The sequence below is a fragment of the Reyranella soli genome, from assembly GCF_007992495.1.
Lineage (GTDB): Bacteria > Pseudomonadota > Alphaproteobacteria > Reyranellales > Reyranellaceae > Reyranella > Reyranella soli.
Genome location: NZ_BKAJ01000032.1, coordinates 166,529 through 184,872, shown reverse-complemented (window position 1 = coordinate 184,872; position 18,344 = coordinate 166,529). Strand labels below are relative to the sequence as shown.

Sequence of the window (18,344 nt, the reverse complement as noted above, 5' to 3'; positions counted from 1 at the left end):
GACGCCCCTACTCCAGGATCGCCGCCTCGCCCGGCCGCGCCTTGGCGCGCTTCAGCAGGAAGATCAGCGGCAGCGCCACCAGCGCCACGACCATCATCAGCTTGAAGTCGTTGGCATAGGCCACTACCGCCGCCTGCTTGGTGACCTCGGCGTTGAGCGCCGCTTTGCCAAGCGTCGTCGCCATGTCCCAGATGCGGCCCGGCGCCAGGGCGGCCAGCGCATCGTTGAATGGCGTCACCTGCCCCGCCAGCTCGGCATGCACCAGCTGTGTATTGCGCGTCAGCAGGAAGATCACCAGCGAGATGCCGATGCTGGAGCCGAGGTTGCGCACCAGGCTGTAGAGGGCCGTGCCCTGGGTGCGCAGGCTGCCCGGCAGTGTGGCGAAGGTGATCGTGCTGAGCGGCACGAACATGAAGCCGAGCCCCATCCCTTGCAGGATGCCGGTGCGGATCAGCGTCCATTCCGAGACGTCGGGCGTGAAGCCGGTCATCTCCCACAGCACGGCCGCGGTCATCAGCAGGCCGCTCGCCAGCAGGATCCGCGGATCGACGCGGTTGATCAGCCGGCCCACGATCATCATGGCCACCATCGTGCCCATGCCGCGCGGCGCCAGAACCAGCCCGGCGGTGACCACGGGATAGCCCATCAGGTTCTGCAGGTACGGCGTAATGAGAGCCAGCGAGGCCAGCAGGATGATGCCGACCACGAAGATGAAACAGAGGCCGATGGTGAAGTTGCGGTCCTTGAAGATCGACGGATCGATGAAGGGTTGCTTCCCCTCCGCGATCTTGATGGTGAAGGTCTGCACCAGGAAGAGGTAGAAGGCGAGCGCCGCCAGCACCGCCTCGATCCAGATCTCGGTCGCGGAGAACCAGTCGAGCTGCTCGCCGCGGTCCAGCATCATCTGCAACGAGCCGATGGCGATCGACAGCATGGCGAAACCGAACCAGTCGAAGCCGGTCCTGCTCGTCTTGGTCTCGCTGAGATAGGCCGACAGGCCGAGGAACGTGACGATGCCGATCGGCACGTTGATATAGAACACCCAGCGCCAGTTGTAGGCCTCGGTCAGCCAGCCGCCCAAGGTCGGGCCCAGGATCGGGCCCACCATCACGCCCATGCCCCACATTGCCATGGCCGAACCGTGTTTCTCCTTCGGATAGGAGTCGAGCAGCACGGCCTGGCTCAGCGGCACCAGCGAGGCGCCAAACAGGCCCTGGACCAGGCGGAATGCCACCATCTCCGGCAGGCTGACAGCAATGCCGCACAGCACCGAGGCCGCGGTGAAGCCCGCGACGGCGATCAGGAACAGCCGCTTGCGGCCGAGCCGCGCCTCGAGGAAGCCGGTGACGGGCGTCGCGATGGCAGCGGCGACGATATAGGAGGTCAGCACCCAGTTGATCTGGTCGGCCGTCGCCGACAGTGAGCCCTGCATGTAGGGCAGCGCCACGTTGGCGATGGTCGTGTCCAGCGCCTGCATGATCGTGGCCAGCATGATGCACACGGTCAGCAGCGCGAGGTGTTTGGGTTTGCTCTGCATGGTCATGTTCTTCGTCTTCCGGACCGCGAGCCTCCGGCTCGCTCAAGCTCCTGAGCGGGCCGGAGGCTCGCGGTCCGGAAGATCATGAGTCACATCCCAACCATCGATTTCGCCGAGCCAAACAGGTCGGCGATGCTGCGCTGGTGCCCGGTGTCGATCTCGACGGTGGCGCTCATGCCGGTGCGCAGCGACGGGGCGTCGGCCGGCATATGTACGGCCAGCCGGATCGGCACGCGCTGTACCACCTTCACCCAGTTGCCGGTGGCGTTCTGCGCCGGCAGGACCGAGAACTCGGTGCCGGTCGCGGGCGCCACGCTGGTCACCTTCGCCTTCCATTCGCGGCCGGGATAGGCGTCGATCGTGACGACGGCCGACGCGCCCTCCTTCAGATAGGTGAGGTCGGATTCCTTCGGATTGGCCTCGATCCACACGTCGGCCGAGGACACCAGGCTGAACGCCGGCTGCGCCGCCGGCAGGTACTCGCCGACCTGCAGGGCATCGACATTGGTGACGATGCCTGGGATCGGTGCCAGCACGGTGGTGCGCGTGAGGTCGCGCTTGGCCTTGTCGACCTGCGCCTGCGCGGCGAGGTAGTTCGGGTTCTGCTCGATCGGCGCGTCGACGTTGCCGCCGAGCTGCGCCAGAGTCGCCGCGGCGTCGTTCTGCGCCATGGTCACGCGCTCACGCGCCGCGTCGAGGTCGTGCCCGGCCTGGTCGTAGGTCGCCTGGGCCGAGACGCCGCGCTTCAACAGATCCTGCTGGCGCTGGAAGCTGGTCTCGTAGAAGGCGACGTCGGTCTTGGCTTGCGCCACCTGAGCGAGCTTCTGACGGTACGTCGCCTGCATCGTCACGAGCTGGTTGCGCACCGTGCCGAGATTGGCCTCCGCGCCCGCTAGCGCGATCCTGAACGGCTCCTGGTCGAGGGTGAACAGCACCTGCCCCTTCTCGACCTTCTGGCTCTCCTTCACCGCGACGTCGGCCACGATGCCCGACACGTCGGTCGCGACCGTGAGCTTGCCGGCATGCACATAGGCATTGTCGGTCGAGACATAGCGGCCGCCCGTGGTGTAGGCGAACAGGCCGCCCGCCAGCACGACGATCGGACCGAGCGCCAGCAAGGCGCGGCGCAGGTTCCTGGGCTGTTTCAACTTGGCGCCGAGTTTCGTAATGGCGGGGGCTGCGACCTCGTCGGCCAGCCCCAGCCGCCGGAAGAAATCGCGATTAGCCATGGCTTGCTCTCCTCTCGCCAACGACGGCGGACGATTTGCCGATCAGGTTGGCCTTCATGCTGGAAAGAATGTCGAGCAGGCGCTCGCGGTCCTCCTCGCTCACGCCTTCCATCGCCTCGCCACGGGTCACCGCGCCGACGGCAAAGATGTCGGCCAGCTTGGGGCGCGCGGCCTCAGTCAGCCGCAGCAGACGGATACGCCGGTCGGTGGAATGGGACTGCCGCTCGACCAGGCCCATCTGCTCCAGGCGGTCGACCAGGCGGGTCAGCGTGATCGGCTCGACCTCGAGGATTTCCGCCAGGACGCCCTGCTGGATGCCGTCGTGCCGCGCCAGGTGCGCCAGCACCGAGCATTGCGAGCGCGTGAGCCCGAGCTCGCGCGCATTCTGCTCGAAGCGTTTGCGCATCAGCCGCGCCACGTCGTGCAGCAGGAAACCGAGATTTCGATCGAGATGGTCCATTTGGCCTATTCCTAAGTATGCCTAAAATAAGCATGCTCATGATATTTTCAAGCCAACCCCAACTCATTGAAAACATTGCCAATTTTTGGAGTTAATGCGGCCTATGGGGCGCAAAAACTATCGTGCGCAAAGGCACGCAAAAGCGTTCGCGCCCAGATCCTGCTGGCGCACGTTCGTCTTACGTTCTATACTGCGGTTATAGGCTCAGGACGCGACGCCGAAGCCCGCGCGCTGGATCGCCTTGCTGATCGCGGGCACGTCGGCGCCGGCAGGCAGGCGCATCTCGCCGCTCTTGAGATCGACGGAAATGGGCGCGGTGCCCGCGCCCGTGGCGGCACGCGTGACGGCCTTTACGCAGCCGTCGCAATCCATGCCGGTGACCTTGAGGATGAGTTCTTGAGCCATGTGATATAGCTACGCGCCCGCCGGCCCGGCCGGCAAGGGCAAATACGCAGGGCTCGGTGAGGGGTGGTTTTGGTGAGCGGCGACATCGACGATTTTCGCGGTCTTCTGGCCAAGGTGGGCAACGGCGAGACGCTCACCATCGGTGAAGCCGAGCGTGCCTTCGACATCATGACCTCGGGCGACGCCACCCCGGCCCAGATGGGTGCCTTCCTGATGGGCCTGAAGGTGCGCGGCGAGACCGCCCAGGAACTGGCCGGCGGCGCCCGTGCGCTGCGCGCCAAGATGCAGGGCGTGAAGGCGCCGGACGGCGCCATCGACATCGTCGGCACCGGTGGCGACCACCATGGCACCTACAACGTCTCCTCCTGCTCGGCCTTCGTGGTCGCCGGTGCCGGCGTGCCGGTAGCCAAGCACGGCAACCGCGCCTTCACCTCCAAGTCGGGTGCGGCCGATGTCCTGTCGGCTCTGGGCATCGGCCTGGAACTGCCGATCGAGAAGCTCGAGCAGGCGCTGGTCGAGGCGCGCATCTGCTTCCTGATGGCGCCGCGCCATCACGGTTCCATGCGCAACGTCGCGGGCCCGCGCGTCGAGCTCGCGCCTACCCGCACCATCTTCAATCTGCTGGGCCCAATGTCGAACCCCGCCGCGGTGAAGCGCCAGCTCGTGGGCGTGTTCGACCGGCGCTGGCTGAAACCGGTGGCCGAGGCGCTGGGCCAGCTCGGGCTGGAACGCGCGCTGGTCGTGCATGGGCAGGACGGCATGGACGAGCTCACCACCACGACCAAGAGCTGGGCGGCCTCGCTCGAGGACGGCAAGGTGCACGAGATCGAGATCGCGCCCGAGGATGTCGGCGTGAAGCGCGCCTCGATGACCGAGCTCAAGGGCGGCGATGCCGCACACAACGCCGCGGCCATCAAAGCCGTACTGGGCGGCGAGAAGAACGCGTTTCGCGACATCGTCGTGTTGAACAGCGCGGCGGCCCTGATGGTCTCAGGCAAGGCGGCCGACCTCAAGCAGGGCGCCGCACTCGCCATCCAATCGATCGACAACGGCAAGGCGGCCCACGCGCTCGCCACCCTGCAAAGGATCTGCGCATGAGCGACACGCTCGACAAAATCGTCGCCCGCAAGCGCAGTCACGTCGGCGGCCGCATGGCCCAGAGGCCGCTGCGCATGGTCGAGGCGTTAGCGCGCGACACCGATTCGCCGCGCGGCTTCGCCAAGGCGCTCAAGGCCACCATCGCCGCGGGCCATTACGGCCTGATTGCCGAGATCAAGAAGGCCTCGCCCAGCAAAGGACTGATCCGCCCCGACTTCGACCCGCCTGCCCTCGCCCGCGCCTACGAACGCGGCGGCGCGACGTGCCTGTCCGTGCTGACCGACGAGCCTTACTTCCAGGGCAAAGACGAGTTCCTGGTGCAGGCACGCGCGGCGACCGGGCTGCCGGTGCTGCGCAAGGACTTCATGATCGATCCCTACCAGATCGTCGAAGCGCGGGCGCTGGGAGCGGATTGCGTGCTGCTGATCATGGCGTGCCTGGACGATGCGCTGGCAAGTGAGCTGGCGAGGCTGGCGCATCGCTGGGGCATGGATGTGCTGGTCGAGGTGCACGACGCGGCCGAGTTGGAGCGGGCGCTGCGCATCGACAGTGATCTTGTCGGTGTCAACAACCGCAATCTCAAGACGTTGGCCGTCGATCTGGCCACGACCGAGCAGCTCGCGCCCAAGGTGCCCAAGGACCGCGTGCTGGTGGCCGAGAGCGGGCTCGGTTCCCCGGCTGACCTTTTGCGCATGTCCAAGGTCGGCGCCTCGGCCTTCCTCATCGGCGAGAGCTTCATGCGCAAGCCCGACGTCGAGGCGGCCGTGCGCGAAATCCTGGTGCGCGAGGCTGCCGCGGCATGAGCAGGAGCAAGAAGACGCTCACGCACTTCGACGAGCGCGGCAACGCGCACATGGTCGATGTCGGCGCCAAGGACGTCACCGAGCGCGTCGCGGTGGCGCGTGCCAGCGTCCGCATGCAGCCAGCGACGCTCAAGCTGATCGCGGCCAAGAAGGCTGCGAAGGGCGACGTGCTGGCGGTGGCTCAGCTTGCCGGCATCATGGCGGCCAAGAAGACCCCCGACCTGATCCCGCTCTGCCATCCGCTGGCCCTGAACTCGGTCAACGTGAAGCTCTCGCTCGATGCCGAGCGCAACGCCGTCGACATCGAGGCGACCTGCAAGCTGAAGGGCCGCACCGGCGTGGAGATGGAGGCGCTGACGGCGGCCTCGGTCGCCGCGCTGACCGTCTACGACATGTGCAAAGCGGTCGATCGCGGCATGGTGATTTCCGACGTCCGGTTACTACATAAGTCGGGCGGCAAATCGGGAACGTACAATGCGTAGCTCATGCTCTTCCGGACCGCCGGCTTCCAGCCGGCCTCATGAGCATGAGCCGGCTGGAAGCCGGCGGTCCGGAAGATGCTGACCGTTCGAGACGCCCATGCCCGCGTGATCGCGGCCTTCGATGCACTGCCCGCTGAGATGGTCTCGGTCGCCGACGCGGCCGGCCGCGTGCTCGCGGTCTCGCCCGCGGCGCGGCTCACCCAGCCGCCCGCCGACCTGTCGGCCATGGACGGCTATGCCGTGCGTGCCGAGGACGTGCCGGCCGCGCCGATGACGCTGAAGCTGGTTGGCGAGGCGCCGGCCGGCGGCTCCTACGACCATGCGCTGAAACCCGGCGAGACGGTGCGCATCTTCACCGGCGGGCCGCTGCCCATGGGCGCCGACGCCATCGTCATCCAGGAAGACACCAAGGCTGACGGGACCACGATTACCATCGTCGAGGCGCCGCGCATCGGCCGCCACATCCGCAAGGCCGGGCTCGACTTCACGACGGGCGACCGCCCTCTCGCCGCGGGCCGCACGCTCACCACGCGCGACGTGGCGCTGGCTGCGGCCATGAACCTGCCGTGGCTGTCGGTCCATCGAAAGCCCAGGGTCGCGATCCTGTCGACCGGCGATGAGTTGGTGATGCCGGGCGAGCCGGTCGGCCGCAACCAGATCGTCTCCTCCTCCGGCATCGCCGTGGCCGCCCTGGTGCGCGCCTGGGGCGGCGAGCCCACCTTGTTCGACATCGCGCGCGACGACGCCGCGCTGATCCAGCAGCGCATCGCCGCCGGCGCCCAGCATGACCTTCTGATCACCCTGGGCGGCGCCTCTGTGGGCGATCACGACCTGGTCCAGGGCGCGCTCAAGGCGCAGGGCTTCGCCATGGATTTCTGGCGCATCGCCATGCGCCCGGGAAAGCCGCTGATGTTCGCCGCCAAGGACCGCGCCCGCGTGCTCGGCCTGCCAGGCAACCCGGTCTCGACCATGGTCTGCGCGCTCCTGTTCCTGAAGCCCGCGATCGACCGCATGCTGGGCCAGCCGGGCGAGCTTGTCGCAACCGAGCCGGCTCGCCTTGCCGTCGACGTGAAGGCGAACGACACCCGCGAGGACTACGTCCGCTCCAAGCTCACACGGACGGCCGACGGCCTTTTGGTGGAACCTCATCCCGTGCAGGACAGTTCCATGCTGTCCGTGCTCGCCTGGTCGTCGGCGCTCTTGGTCCGGCCGGCCCACGATCCCGCCCGCAAAGCGGGAGACACCGTGCAGGTCATCGATCTTTCTGTTCTCCCTGGCGCCTACTGATCCCTCCTCATCCTTGGGCTGTCCCCGGTATCCTTGGGATAAGTTGACATTGTGAAAGAACTAAACTAGAACATGTGCTGGGTTTCAGGATTTGTTCCGAAATCTGGTAGGCAGTCTGGGGAGAAGACGGTGTTAACCCGCAAGCAAAATGAACTGCTCATGTTCATCAACAAGCGCCTCAACGACGACGGGGTGTCGCCGTCGTTCGACGAAATGAAAGAGGCGCTGCGCCTGAAATCAAAGTCGGGCATCCATCGCCTGATCACCGGTCTCGAAGAGCGCGGCTTCCTGCGCCGCCTGCCGCATCGCGCGCGGGCCCTGCAGGTTCTGAAGCTGCCCGACGCCGCGGCGATGCCTGCAGCCAATGTGACGCCCCTGCTCAGCCGCCCGGGTCTGGCCGAAAGCCGCGAAGGGTTCGTGCCGCAGATCATCCGTGGCGAGAAGGTGCCGCTGGCCGGCGCCATCCAGGTCGCCAACGAGGCGCAGGCGCTGAGCCTCCCCCTCTACGGCCGGATCGCCGCCGGTACGCCGATCGAGGCGTTGCGCGACAACTCCACGACCGTCGATGTGCCGGTCACGCTCCTGAGCTCGGGCGCGCATTACTGCCTGGAGGTCCAGGGCGATTCGATGGTCGAGGCCGGCATCCACAACGGCGACATCGCCATCATCAAGAGCGCCGACACCGCCGAATCGGGCGAGATCGTCGTCGCGCTGATCGACGATGCCGAGGCCACCCTGAAGCGGCTACGCAAGAAAGGCGCCTCGATCGCGCTCGAGCCCGCCAACGCCGCCTACGAGACGCGGATCTTCGGACCCGACCGGGTCAAGATCCAGGGCAAGCTGGCCGGGCTGTACCGCCGCTACAATTAGCGGCTCGCCGCAGAGTTTTTTGGCGCGCCTGCACAGCGCCGAATATAACTTTAGTGGACTTTGTCGAGGACTTAAGTTATATTAGCGGTGTGCTCGCCTCCCGGCGGCTCCGCTCTTTGCATTGTTCATCCGAAGTCCATCGCGCCCGGCAGACGCCGCGTCGGCCTTTCCTGCGTCGAAACCCATATTTAAACTATCTTAACTATCGAAATTCGCCGGCGAGGCCCATTGATAGTGGGTCGGTCTCCGAGGCACCGCTACGACCTCTCTCGGAAACCTCGCTAACCTCGGAAACCTCCGCCAACAATGGCGGCACTGCATGCACTCGGCCGCCAACGCGCCGAGGAATGCGCATTGTCGCTTGTGTTGCTGTTCAGGCGACAGTGCCCGGCCGCCGCCAGTGCCAGAAGGATCAGAGGCGTCAATGGCTTGCGGCGATTTCGCGAGAAGCACTGCGAACGCGATCCCGCTCGTCGCGCGTGGGAGATGAAACCCGCCACCCCTTCGCCGCCTACTGCCGACCTCAGATTCCCGGCGCCTTCACCGGCACGGCCTGACGGCTCGGGCTGCCCGGCACCCACGGCCGATCGCCGCGTCGCGCATTGGCGGTCTCGCGCCGCACGCCCTGCTCGTCGAGCCACAGCGCCTGCGCGCCCTCGCGCCAGGCGTCGCGGCGGTCGATCACCAGGCGCGGGCCGCGGCAGCGGCCCTGGGCGTCGACGGTCGCCAGCACGATGTCGGCGTCGGCGCAGGCTTCGGCCAGCCGCCGGTCGTCGCTCACCAGGGCGATGCGCCACGGCCCCTTGCGCCAGCGGCAGAGGCCGGTGCGGCAGCCGAGGCCGGCAGCCTCCTCGTCGGCGCTGGCGAGCCAGCGCTTGGCGCCCTCCTGGCCGCTGCGCCGCGCCCAGGTGTCGGCGACGAAACGGTCGACGCGCGAGGACGCGACATGGACCACGCCCTTCTCGTCGCGCAGGCCGAGCACGCGGCCGTCGTCGCTCATCAGCAGGTCGGGCGCCGGTGGCGGGCCGAGCAGCAGGCCGGCCACCACGACCGGCAGCCCGGCGAAGCGCCAGCGATGGCGCCACAGGCAGAACCACAGCCCGCCGACGGTGATCAGCCACAGGCTGGCGCCCGGCATCGACGGCACCAGGGTCGCCGCATCCGGCCAGTTGCCGACATACTTGGCGATGGCGTTCAGCCAGTCGACGCCCCAGCCCATGGGCACCAGGGCGAAGCGCTCCAGCCCGAGCGGCATCAGCAGCATCGCCAGAAGCCCCCACGGCATGATCCAGAAACCGGTGAGCGGCACGCCAAAGAGGTTGGCGACGACGCCGAGCAGCGACAGGCGGTTGAAGTGGTAGGCGGCGAAGGCGCCGGTGGCGATCGAGGCGATCAGCGTGGTGGCGAGGCTGGCCGCGATGGCGGCGCCGAGCCGCCACAGCCAGCGATAGCGCGCGCGGTCGGCGCGCTCATGCAGGCGGCGGCGCCAGCCGGCCGCCGCTTCCCAGGCCGCGATCAGGGCGACCACGGCGGCGAACGACATCTGGAACGAGGCGCCGGTCAGCGAGTCGGGCGCGATGGCCAGCACGATCACCGCCGACCAGGCGATCAGGCGCAGCGACAAGGCCGTCCGGTCGAGCAGGATGGCGAGCAAGGCGAAGCCCGCCATGGCGCAGGCGCGCTGCGCGGGCACAGGAGCGCCTGCGAGCGCGGTGTAGAACAACGCCACCATGAGAGCGAGCACGGCCGCGATCTTCTTGGCGTCGATGCGCAAGGCGAGCGGCGGGATGAGCGCGATGCCGTGGCGCACCAGGCCCATGACCAGGGCGACGACGAACACGATGTGCAGGCCCGAGATCGACAGGATGTGGGCCAGCCCCGAATCGCGCATCGCCTGGGTGACGTCCTTGTCGACCGCGGTCTGCTCGCCCGCCAGCAAGGCCGCGACCACACCGCCTTCAGGCCCGGGCAGCGCCTTCATGATGCGGTCGACGACGTCGGCCCTGAGCGCATCGATGGCGCGCACGAAGCCGTCGGGCTTGCCGGGCTCGATGACGGCGGCGGGCGCCAGCGCATAGCCCACCGCGCCGAGCTGCTGGTACCAGGCGACGCGCTGGAAATCGAAGGCGCCGGGTGCCGCGGGCCCGGCGGGCGGCGAGATGTTGGCCAGCACAAGGATGCGATCGCCGACATGCAGCGGCGGTGCCCCCTTGCTCAGCGAGACGCGCAGCCGCACCGGCGTCATCTCCGGCGGCGGCACGCCGCTGCCCTTAAGCCGCACCGCCTCGAGCACGACCCGCACGCCCTCGGGCAGGCGCTGGATGTCGGCGATGCGGCCCTCGACGTTGACGTTGAACAATGGCCGGCTGAGCGTCGGCGCAGCGACGCTCGCCGTGCGCCAGGCGATCAGGCCGAAGCCTACGGCGGCCGCGACCAGTCCGATCGCCACCGCGCGGGCAAGACTGCCGGCCGGCGCGAAGAACACCAGCGCCAGGGCGACGGCCGCCAGCACCGGCCCCAGCCACAGGGCGGGCTCGCTCGGCAGTTCGAAGTAGATCGCGATGCCCAGGCCCAGCGCCACCGGCAGCCACAGCATCCAGCGGCTGCGCTCGGCATCGAGCTGGTTCAGGATCCAGGCACGCGCGCCCGCCACGCCGTCTCCCCCTCCCGTTGTTTGACAGCGTTGGGACGCTCGCCTACCTACGGCGCGCTTTTTCGGCCGAAATGCGGCAAAACCCGCGCGAACCCTGAACAATGCCCCTCTAGGTCATGACCGTCGTCACCCGTTTCGCCCCCTCGCCCACCGGCTTTCTGCATATCGGCGGCGCACGCACGGCGCTCTTCAACTGGCTGTACGCCCGCCATCACGGTGGCAAGTACCTGCTGCGCATCGAGGACACCGACCGCGCCCGCTCGACGCCCGCGGCCGTCGAGGCGATCATCGACGGCCTGTCGTGGCTCGGCCTCGATTGGGACGGCGACGTCATCTACCAGTTCCCGCGCGCCGAGCGGCATGCCGAGGTCGCGCGCCAGATGCTGGCAGAGGGCAAGGCCTACTACTGCTACGCCTCGCCCCAGGAACTGGACGAGATGCGCCAGGCACAGAAGCGCGCCGGCGTGCCGATGCGCTACGACGGCCGCTGGCGCGATCGTGACCCGAAAGACGCGCCGCCGGGCGTGGCGCCGGTGATCCGTCTGAAGGCGCCGCAGAACGGCCAGACGGTGATCCAGGACGCCGTGCAGGGCGAGGTCAAGGTCGAGAACGCCCAGCTCGACGACATGATCCTGCTGCGCGCCGACGGCACGCCGACCTACATGCATGCCGTCGTGGTCGACGACCACGACATGGGCATCACGCACGTGATCCGCGGCGACGACCATCTCAACAACGCCTTCCGCCAGCTGCAGATCATCAAGGCCATGGGCTGGCCCGAGCCGGTCTATGCCCACATCCCGCTGATCCACGGATCCGACGGCGCCAAGCTCAGCAAGCGCCACGGCGCGCTCGGCGTCGATGCCTACCGCGACATGGGCTTCCTGCCCGAGGCACTGCGCAACTACCTGCTGCGGCTGGGCTGGGGCCACGGCGACGACGAGATCATCTCGACCAAGCAGGCGATCGAGTGGTTCGACTTGCCAGGCGTCGGCCGCTCGGCGTCGCGCTTCGACACGGTGAAGCTCACCAACCTCAACGCCCACTATCTGCGCGAGGCGCCCGACGCCGAGCTGCTGCCGCTGGTGCTGCCGCGCGTCGAGGCGAAGCTCGGCCGCGCCGTCGATCAGGTCGGTGTGGCGCGCATCGCGCGCGGCCTGGGCGGGGTCAAGCAGCGCTCGCGCACGGTGACCGAGCTTGGCGACAACCTCGTCTTCTATGCCAGCGACGGCGCCCCGCCGATCGCCGACGACAAGGCGCGCGCCCAGCTCACGCCCGACAGCAAGGCGCTGCTCGCCCGGCTCGCCGCCGCTTTCGACGGCGTCACGGACTGGAGCGAGAAGCCGCTCGAGGAAGCCGTGCGCCGCTTCGCCGAGGCCGAGAACGTGAAGTTGGGCCAGGTCGCCCAGCCGTTGCGCGTCGCCCTCACCGGCTCGACGGCGTCGCCCGGCATCTTCGAGGTCGTGGCGATCCTCGGACCCGTCGAGACCAAGAAAAGATTGCTGGCCGCCGGCGGATAGAAGCGGCGCCGAGCCGGCCGCCACACTCGGCGGATGGCTGCGCGCGTCTGGATCTGGCTGCTCTCGCTCTCCGTTCTGTGGGGCGGCTCGTTCTTCTTCGCCAAGGTGGCGTTGAGCGAGATCGGTCCGTTCACCGTCGTGTTCGTCCGCGTTTCGCTGGCGGCGCTGGCGCTGGCGATGGTCGTGCCGCTACGGCGCGACGCGCCATGGCGTGCCTATTTCACCATGGGCCTGCTGAACAACGCGCTGCCCTTCAGCCTGATCTTCTGGGGCCAGACCGAGATCGCGTCAGGACTGGCCTCGATCCTCAACGCCACCACGCCGCTCTTCACCCTGGTCGTCGCCCACTTCCTCACGGCCGACGAGAAGATCGACCGCACCAAGATCGCAGCCCTGCTGACGGGCCTTTTGGGCGTCGTCACTCTGATCGGACGGAGCGCCCTGGTCGGCGGCTCAGCGCTGTGGGGCCAAACGGCCTGCCTGGCGGCGGCCCTCTCCTATTCCTTCGCCGGCGTCTACGGCCGGCGCTTCCGGCGCATGGGGATCGCGCCGACCGAGGCTGCGGCAGGACAAGTCACGGCCAGTGCAGTGTTGATTCTTCCGATCATGTTGCTCGTCGACCAGCCATGGCTGCTGCCCGCGCCGCCGTCACTCACGGTGTGCCTGGCGCTGGTCGGCCTGGCGCTGCTGTCGACGGCGCTGGCCTATGTGCTCTATTTCCGCATCCTCGAGGCCGCCGGCGCCACCAATCTGCTGCTTGTCACATTCCTGATCCCAGTCACCGCCATCCTTTTGGGAGCGCTCGTGCTGGGCGAGCGGCTGGCGCCGCGGCATTTCGCGGGAATGGCCCTGATCGGCGTCGGGTTGGCGCTGATCGACGGCCGGATCGCAGGGCTGCTGCGGGCCGCGAAATAGCGGCTGGCCAGTACAATTGCGCCCCCGGAGGGGGCTTGTTAGGGTGCCCCCGAACCCGTGAAATCGAGCTGAAAGAGTGAGCTATGGCCAAGTCGACCGCAACGCTGACCGATAACGAAACCGGCAAATCCTACGAGTTTCCCATCATCCACGGCACGGTCGGACCGCGTCTGGTCGACATCCGCAAGCTGTACGGCGAATCGGATATGTTCACCTACGATCCGGGCTTCACCTCGACCGGCTCGTGCGGCTCCAAGATCACCTACATCGACGGCGACCAGGGCGTGCTGCTGTACCGCGGCTACAACATCGCCGAGCTGGCCGAGCAGAGCGACCACATGGAGGTCTGCTACCTGCTGATGAAGGGCGAGCTGCCGACCAAGGCCCAGAAGGAGAAGTTCGTCCACGACATCACCATGCACACCATGGTGCATGAGCAGCTCAGCCAGTTTTATCGCGGCTTCCGGCGCGACGCCCATCCGATGGCGGTGTGTTGCGGCGTGGTCGGCGCGCTCTCGGCCTTCTATCACGACTCGCTCGACATCCATGACCCGCACCAGCGCATGGTCGCCTCGTACCGCCTGGTCGCCAAGATGCCGACCATCGCCGCCATGGCCTACAAGTATTCGGTCGGCCAGCCGTTCGTCTATCCGCGCAACGACCTCTCCTACGCCGGCAACTTCCTGCGCATGATGTTCTCGGTTCCGGCCGAGGACTACGAGATCAACCCGGTGCTCGAGAAGGCGGTCGACCGCATCCTGATGCTGCACGCCGACCACGAGCAGAACGCCTCGACCTCGACGGTGCGCCTGGCCGGTTCCTCGGGCGCCAACCCGTTCGCCTGCATTGCCGCCGGCATCGCCTCGCTGTGGGGCCCGAGCCACGGCGGCGCCAACGAAGCCGTCATCAACATGCTGAACGAGATCGGCGGCAAGCAGAACATCCCGGGCTTCCTGAGCCGCGTGAAGGACAAGCAGGACCATACCCGCCTGATGGGCTTCGGCCATCGCGTCTACAAGAACTACGATCCGCGCGCCAAGGTGATGCGCCAGACCTGCCACGAGGTGCTGACCTCGCTCGGCATCACCCACGACCCCCTGCTCGAGCTCGCCATGGAGATGGAGCAGATCGCGCTCAAGGACGACTACTTCATCTCCAAGAAGCTCTACCCGAACGTCGACTTCTACTCGGGCATCATCTTCCGGGCGATCGGCATCCCGACCTCGATGTTCACCGTGCTGTTCGCCGTCGCGCGCACCGTCGGCTGGATCTCGCAGTGGAACGAGATGATCGAGGACCCTGACCAGAAGATCGGCCGGCCGCGCCAGCTCTACAACGGCCAGACCGAGCGGCCCTACAAGCCGCTGCATATGAGAGGCTAAAGAACCAGATCGCTATCCTGGGAGGAAGCGAGACATGGCAAGATCATCGCGAGGGCCGCGCCTGGCAACGACTTGGGCGGCCGAGCAGAACTCCAGGCCGCTGCCGCGCATCGTGCGGCTCGGCCGGCCGGCCAACGACAATGTCCGCCAGCTCCGACCGCTGACGCTCGCGCTGTACGGGACGTTCGCTGCTGCCGTCGCCCTGTGTGCCTTGGTGCACTGGCAGCTGATCTAAGGGCAGCTGATCTAAGGGCAGCTGATCTAAGGGCAGCTGATCTAAGGGCAGCTGATCTAAGGGCAGCTGCTATCTAGCGTCTGGCGCCACGCGTCCGCTGCTGCCGCGCCAGGGCAGCCTCGTCGTCCCATGTCAGCTTGCCATTGCGCACCAACAGCGCACCGTCGACCAGCACGTCGCGCACCGCACGCGGATTGAGCGAATAGATCAGGTTCGCCGCCGGATCATGCACCGGCGTGGCCTCGAGCTTGTTGCCGTCGAACACGACGAGGTCCGCGCGCTTGCCGACTTCGATGCTGCCTGTGAGTCCGTCGAGGCCAAGGGCGCGCGCGCCGTCGATGGTCAGCATGCGCACCATCTGCTGGACCGGCAGCGCCTGCGGATCGTCGGCCCGCATCTTGCCGACCAGCGCGGCAAGTCGCGCCTCGGCCAACATGTCCATGGCGTTGTTCGAGGCGGTCCAGTCGGTGCCGAGCCCGATCGTCACGCGGCCTGCCAGGCATGCCAGCGGCAGAGTTCGCGCCTCGATCTTTAGATTGCTCGCCGGGCAATGGGCGATGGCGATGCCATAGGTCGGCCAGGCATCGAATTCCGCGTCGCTGAGATAGATCGCGTGCGCGGCGACGGTGCTCGGCGTCGCGAGACCGGTCGCGATCAGGCAGGCCAGCGCACCGTCATGGCCGCGCCGCCGCACGGCGGCGACCTCCGGCTCGTTCTGCGCAACATGGATGAAGACACGGGCGCCCGTCTTCTCGGCGCGCCGCGCGCACTCCCTCAGGAGCGCATCGGAGCAGGTATCGAGAGCGTGCGGGGCGATGCCGGCGAAGATGCGGCAGCTCGGGTCGGTGCCATAGCGCTCGATGACCGCGTCGGCCGTCTTCCAGTCGGCCGGCGCCCTGGCATCGACCAGGGAATGGCCGACCACGGCGCGGATGCCCGAAGCCTCGATGCCCGGCGCGATGCGGTCCATGTTGCCCAGCCGATCGGCGATGCAGGTGACGCCATTCAGCAGGAACTCGGCGCAGGCGGCGCGTACGGAGAGCACGTGGTCCTCGACCGTGAAGCTCTCCTGGCCAGGCATCGCATAGCCCGCCGACCAGAATTCGCGCGGCTGGTCCTCGGCCATGCCGCGATAGAAGGCGGTCGCGGCATGAGTGTGGACGTTGACCAGCCCGGGCGTGATCAGCGCCTCGCTGCAGTCGAGCAGCGTGTCGCTCGGCCGGGCCAGGCTGCCCGCCGGGCCGAGTGCCGCGATGACCTCGCCTTCGATCCGGATATCGGCCGACGGCAGGAATTCGTTGGCAGCATTGACCGTGAGGACGGCGCCGCCGGTGAGAACGATCGCCATGTCAGGTCCTGCCCCGTCGCTTCGGCCGGCGCGGCGGCGCGGCTAAAAAATCGGCGAACGCGCCCAACCGCTCGCTGATGTGATTGATCATCAGCCGGGCGGGCGGCGACAGGCGGCGATAGCGCGGCACCAGGATGCCGATGCGGCTCTGCGCCAGGCCCGGCTCGACCAACGGCACGTGCACCAGCTCGCCACGACGGATCTCGTCGATGAAGCCGATCGGCGTGAAGAAGCCGATGCCGAGGCCCGAGCGGATCACTTGGCGCATGAACTCGATGGAGTTGGAGACGACGCGTGGCGACAGGCGCGCGCCCGAACCCGCGAACTCCATCGCCATGATGGCGTCGAGCAGCCAGCGGTCCTGCAGCATGACCACCGGGTGGCCGACGCACTCGGTCAAGGTCAACGACTTTCGCCCGGCCAGCGGATGGTCGGGCCGCATCAGCGCGCCGACCGAGGTCGGGAACTCGGCGATGACGTCGACGCCGCGATGGCGGGCATCGACGAACAGCACGCCGAAGTCGTTGTCGCCCGACCGCAGCGCCTCGCCGATCTCGCTGGGATGCACCGCGAGGACGGTGAAGGTCACCTTGGGATGGCGCGCCGACATCTCGTCGACGACCTGCGGCAGGAAGCGCACCAGCATCGATTCCAGGGAGATGATGCGGACGTCGCCGCTCACCGTGCCGCCGAGGCTCGCGATCTCCGCCCGCGTGCGCTGGTATTCGTTCTGCGTCTCGCGCACGTGGCGCAGCAGCAATTCGCCGGCCGCCGTCGGGCGCACGCCGCTGCGGCCGCGCTCGAACAGCGTCACGCCCATCTCGTCCTCGAGCCGCAGGATCTGCCGGTTGACCGCCGACGAGGCGACGCTCAGGGCATCGGCGGCCTTGCGGATCGAGCCGTGGCGCGCGACATGGTCGAAGTAGCGCAGGACCGCGGCATGCATGGCGATTCGGCCTCCCCTTTTGGCCCTGGGCGGGGTGATGCCGAAATAGCAGCACACCGCGCGAATTAATGTTCTTTTCTAGAGCACCGCGCGTCAATAGCGTTTCACCGGGGAACGACGAAGGGGAAGTCGCCATGCGCCAGCTCGGTTCCAGCATCCGCCGCCGCTCACTGCTCAAGACCGGAGCCGCGGCCACCGGCTTCGCCGCCGCCGGCCTCCTGCCCTCAGGCGGCTTCGCCCAGGCCAAGACCCAGACCGTCAATCTCCAGCTCGGCTGGCTCGCCGGCAACAACCAGATCGGCGAGATCGCCGCCAAGCAGCTCGGCTACTTCGAGGAGGAGAAGCTCAACGTCGTGATCCATCCCGGCGGGCCCAGCATCGACGGCGTCGCCGTCGTCGCCTCGGGACGTCACGACATCGGCCAGGTCTCGTCCAGCCCCTCGCTGATGCTGGCGGCCTCGCAGAAGATCCCGGTGATGTGCTTCGCCACCGGCCTGCAGCAGCATCCCTACGCCTACTTCTCGCTGCCCAAGAAGCCGGTACGGGCGCCCAAGGACTTCATCGGCAAGAAGGTCGGCATCCAGGCGACCGCCAAGGTCCTCCTGAATGCGCTGATGAAGAAGCACGGCATCGCCGAGAAGGACGTCGAGATCGTGATCATCGGCTCGGAGATGACGCCGATCCTGACCGGCCAGACCGATGTGGTGAGCGGCTGGATCACCAACACCACGACCTTGAAGCCGCTCGGCCCCGACCGCATCGACCTCCGCCTGTGGGACGCCGGCGTGCGGCTCTATGCACTGCCCTACTACGCGACCAAGACCACGATCGAGAAGAAGCCCGAGATGCTCGCCGCCTATGTCCGCGCCGCGTCGCGCGGCTGGGAATATGCGCTCAAGAATCCCGACAAGGCCGCGGCGATGCTGGTCAAGGAGTACTCCAACCTCAACCTCGCCGACGAGGTCGAGGGCAGCAAGGTGCTGCTCACCTTCGCCTTCAATGCCAACACGCAGGCCAACGGCTGGGGCGCCTTCGACCCGGCGATCTGGCAGGAGCAGATCGCGCTCTACGACGACCTGAAGCAGTTCTCCGCCGGCGCCCCCAAGCTCGAGGACGTGATCACCACCAAGATCCTCGAAGCCACCAAGGGCGCCCGCGCCAAGGTCGGCTGAGC

17 protein-coding genes are annotated in these 18,344 nt (G+C 67.5%); 10 read left to right on the top strand and 7 right to left on the bottom strand.

Annotated elements, in window-relative coordinates; translation table 11 throughout:
- Positions 1–7: 7 nt before the first annotated feature.
- From RSO01_RS10310 to RSO01_RS10295, 4 genes are all read right to left on the bottom strand, one after another.
- Positions 8–1,537, bottom strand: coding sequence for a DHA2 family efflux MFS transporter permease subunit (locus tag RSO01_RS10310; RefSeq protein ID WP_246158278.1), 1,530 nt, complete (start codon positions 1,535–1,537; stop codon positions 8–10).
- An 89-nt stretch (positions 1,538–1,626) separates the two neighbouring features.
- Positions 1,627–2,766, bottom strand: a complete 1,140-nt coding sequence (locus RSO01_RS10305; protein WP_147148860.1) for an HlyD family secretion protein — start codon at positions 2,764–2,766, stop codon at positions 1,627–1,629.
- Entirely contained in the window at positions 2,759–3,226 is a 468-nt protein-coding gene (locus tag RSO01_RS10300) for a MarR family winged helix-turn-helix transcriptional regulator (protein ID WP_147148858.1), read from the bottom strand. The genes RSO01_RS10305 and RSO01_RS10300 overlap by 8 nt, the downstream gene beginning before the upstream one ends.
- 204 nt (positions 3,227–3,430) lie before the next feature.
- Positions 3,431–3,631 carry a heavy-metal-associated domain-containing protein gene (locus RSO01_RS10295; RefSeq protein ID WP_147148856.1) on the bottom strand — a complete coding sequence of 67 codons (201 nt, stop codon included), beginning with the start codon at positions 3,629–3,631 and terminating at the stop codon, positions 3,431–3,433.
- Between the two features lie 84 nt (positions 3,632–3,715).
- Between RSO01_RS10295 and trpD the strand changes: the two genes are divergently transcribed.
- The 5 genes from trpD to lexA all read left to right on the top strand — a co-directional run bounded on the left by trpD (position 3,716) and on the right by lexA (position 8,171).
- Positions 3,716–4,729 (top strand): anthranilate phosphoribosyltransferase, encoded by a 1,014-nt coding sequence (gene trpD / locus RSO01_RS10290; RefSeq protein ID WP_147148944.1) that lies wholly within the window; start codon positions 3,716–3,718, stop codon positions 4,727–4,729.
- Complete coding sequence (gene trpC, locus RSO01_RS10285) at positions 4,726–5,532, top strand: indole-3-glycerol phosphate synthase TrpC (RefSeq protein ID WP_147148854.1); 807 nt, start codon at positions 4,726–4,728, stop codon at positions 5,530–5,532. The genes trpD and trpC overlap by 4 nt, the downstream gene beginning before the upstream one ends.
- The gene (moaC, locus tag RSO01_RS10280) at positions 5,529–6,014 is read left to right on the top strand and encodes a cyclic pyranopterin monophosphate synthase MoaC (RefSeq protein ID WP_147148852.1); all 486 of its coding nucleotides are present in this window, start codon (positions 5,529–5,531) and stop codon (positions 6,012–6,014) included. Before trpC ends, moaC begins: the two co-directional genes overlap by 4 nt.
- Before the next feature lie 75 nt (positions 6,015–6,089).
- Entirely contained in the window at positions 6,090–7,301 is a 1,212-nt protein-coding gene (locus RSO01_RS10275; protein WP_147148850.1) for a molybdopterin molybdotransferase MoeA, read from the top strand.
- A gap of 129 nt (positions 7,302–7,430) precedes the next feature.
- The gene (lexA, locus tag RSO01_RS10270) at positions 7,431–8,171 is read left to right on the top strand and encodes a transcriptional repressor LexA (protein ID WP_147148848.1); all 741 of its coding nucleotides are present in this window, start codon (positions 7,431–7,433) and stop codon (positions 8,169–8,171) included.
- 523 nt (positions 8,172–8,694) lie between these two features.
- On the opposite strand, the gene RSO01_RS10265 is transcribed toward lexA, so the two are convergent.
- On the bottom strand, positions 8,695–10,824 hold the full coding sequence (locus RSO01_RS10265) for a ComEC/Rec2 family competence protein (RefSeq protein ID WP_147148846.1): 2,130 nt from the start codon (positions 10,822–10,824) through the stop codon (positions 8,695–8,697).
- Between the two features lie 116 nt (positions 10,825–10,940).
- Here RSO01_RS10265 and gltX point away from each other — a divergent pair, with 116 nt between their 5' ends.
- The 4 genes from gltX to RSO01_RS48375 all read left to right on the top strand — a co-directional run bounded on the left by gltX (position 10,941) and on the right by RSO01_RS48375 (position 14,876).
- Positions 10,941–12,344, top strand: coding sequence for a glutamate--tRNA ligase (gene gltX, locus RSO01_RS10260; RefSeq protein WP_147148844.1), 1,404 nt, complete (start codon positions 10,941–10,943; stop codon positions 12,342–12,344).
- A 33-nt stretch (positions 12,345–12,377) separates the two neighbouring features.
- Positions 12,378–13,259, top strand: a complete 882-nt coding sequence (locus RSO01_RS10255) for a DMT family transporter (RefSeq protein ID WP_147148842.1) — start codon at positions 12,378–12,380, stop codon at positions 13,257–13,259.
- An 83-nt stretch (positions 13,260–13,342) separates the two neighbouring features.
- Positions 13,343–14,641 carry a citrate synthase gene (gltA, locus tag RSO01_RS10250; protein ID WP_147148841.1) on the top strand — a complete coding sequence of 433 codons (1,299 nt, stop codon included), beginning with the start codon at positions 13,343–13,345 and terminating at the stop codon, positions 14,639–14,641.
- Between the two features lie 34 nt (positions 14,642–14,675).
- Positions 14,676–14,876: a hypothetical protein gene (locus tag RSO01_RS48375; protein WP_176605665.1), complete on the top strand. Its 201-nt coding sequence runs from the start codon at positions 14,676–14,678 to the stop codon at positions 14,874–14,876.
- Positions 14,877–14,949: 73 nt separating this feature from the next.
- Here RSO01_RS48375 and RSO01_RS10240 read toward each other — a convergent pair whose 3' ends face one another.
- Positions 14,950–16,224, bottom strand: a complete 1,275-nt coding sequence (locus tag RSO01_RS10240; protein WP_147148837.1) for an amidohydrolase family protein — start codon at positions 16,222–16,224, stop codon at positions 14,950–14,952.
- A 1-nt stretch (position 16,225) separates the two neighbouring features.
- A complete protein-coding gene (locus tag RSO01_RS10235) occupies positions 16,226–17,170 on the bottom strand; it encodes a LysR family transcriptional regulator (protein WP_147148835.1) in 945 nt (314 codons plus the stop codon).
- 134 nt (positions 17,171–17,304) lie between these two features.
- Between RSO01_RS10235 and RSO01_RS10230 the strand changes: the two genes are divergently transcribed.
- Positions 17,305–18,342, top strand: a complete 1,038-nt coding sequence (locus tag RSO01_RS10230) for an ABC transporter substrate-binding protein (protein ID WP_147148833.1) — start codon at positions 17,305–17,307, stop codon at positions 18,340–18,342.
- The last annotated feature ends 2 nt before the right edge of the window (positions 18,343–18,344 follow it).

Coding starts and splice junctions, on each gene's coding strand:
- RSO01_RS10310 (WP_246158278.1), bottom strand. CDS start 1,537: ATGCAGAGCAAACCCAAACACCTCGCGCTGCTGACCGTGTGCATCATG.
- RSO01_RS10305 (WP_147148860.1), bottom strand. CDS start 2,766: ATGGCTAATCGCGATTTCTTCCGGCGGCTGGGGCTGGCCGACGAGGTC.
- RSO01_RS10300 (WP_147148858.1), bottom strand. CDS start 3,226: ATGGACCATCTCGATCGAAATCTCGGTTTCCTGCTGCACGACGTGGCG.
- RSO01_RS10295 (WP_147148856.1), bottom strand. CDS start 3,631: ATGGCTCAAGAACTCATCCTCAAGGTCACCGGCATGGATTGCGACGGC.
- trpC (WP_147148854.1), top strand. CDS start 4,726: ATGAGCGACACGCTCGACAAAATCGTCGCCCGCAAGCGCAGTCACGTC.
- moaC (WP_147148852.1), top strand. CDS start 5,529: ATGAGCAGGAGCAAGAAGACGCTCACGCACTTCGACGAGCGCGGCAAC.
- RSO01_RS10275 (WP_147148850.1), top strand. CDS start 6,090: ATGCTGACCGTTCGAGACGCCCATGCCCGCGTGATCGCGGCCTTCGAT.
- gltX (WP_147148844.1), top strand. CDS start 10,941: ATGACCGTCGTCACCCGTTTCGCCCCCTCGCCCACCGGCTTTCTGCAT.
- RSO01_RS10255 (WP_147148842.1), top strand. CDS start 12,378: ATGGCTGCGCGCGTCTGGATCTGGCTGCTCTCGCTCTCCGTTCTGTGG.
- gltA (WP_147148841.1), top strand. CDS start 13,343: ATGGCCAAGTCGACCGCAACGCTGACCGATAACGAAACCGGCAAATCC.
- RSO01_RS48375 (WP_176605665.1), top strand. CDS start 14,676: ATGGCAAGATCATCGCGAGGGCCGCGCCTGGCAACGACTTGGGCGGCC.
- RSO01_RS10240 (WP_147148837.1), bottom strand. CDS start 16,224: ATGGCGATCGTTCTCACCGGCGGCGCCGTCCTCACGGTCAATGCTGCC.
- RSO01_RS10235 (WP_147148835.1), bottom strand. CDS start 17,170: ATGCATGCCGCGGTCCTGCGCTACTTCGACCATGTCGCGCGCCACGGC.
- RSO01_RS10230 (WP_147148833.1), top strand. CDS start 17,305: ATGCGCCAGCTCGGTTCCAGCATCCGCCGCCGCTCACTGCTCAAGACC.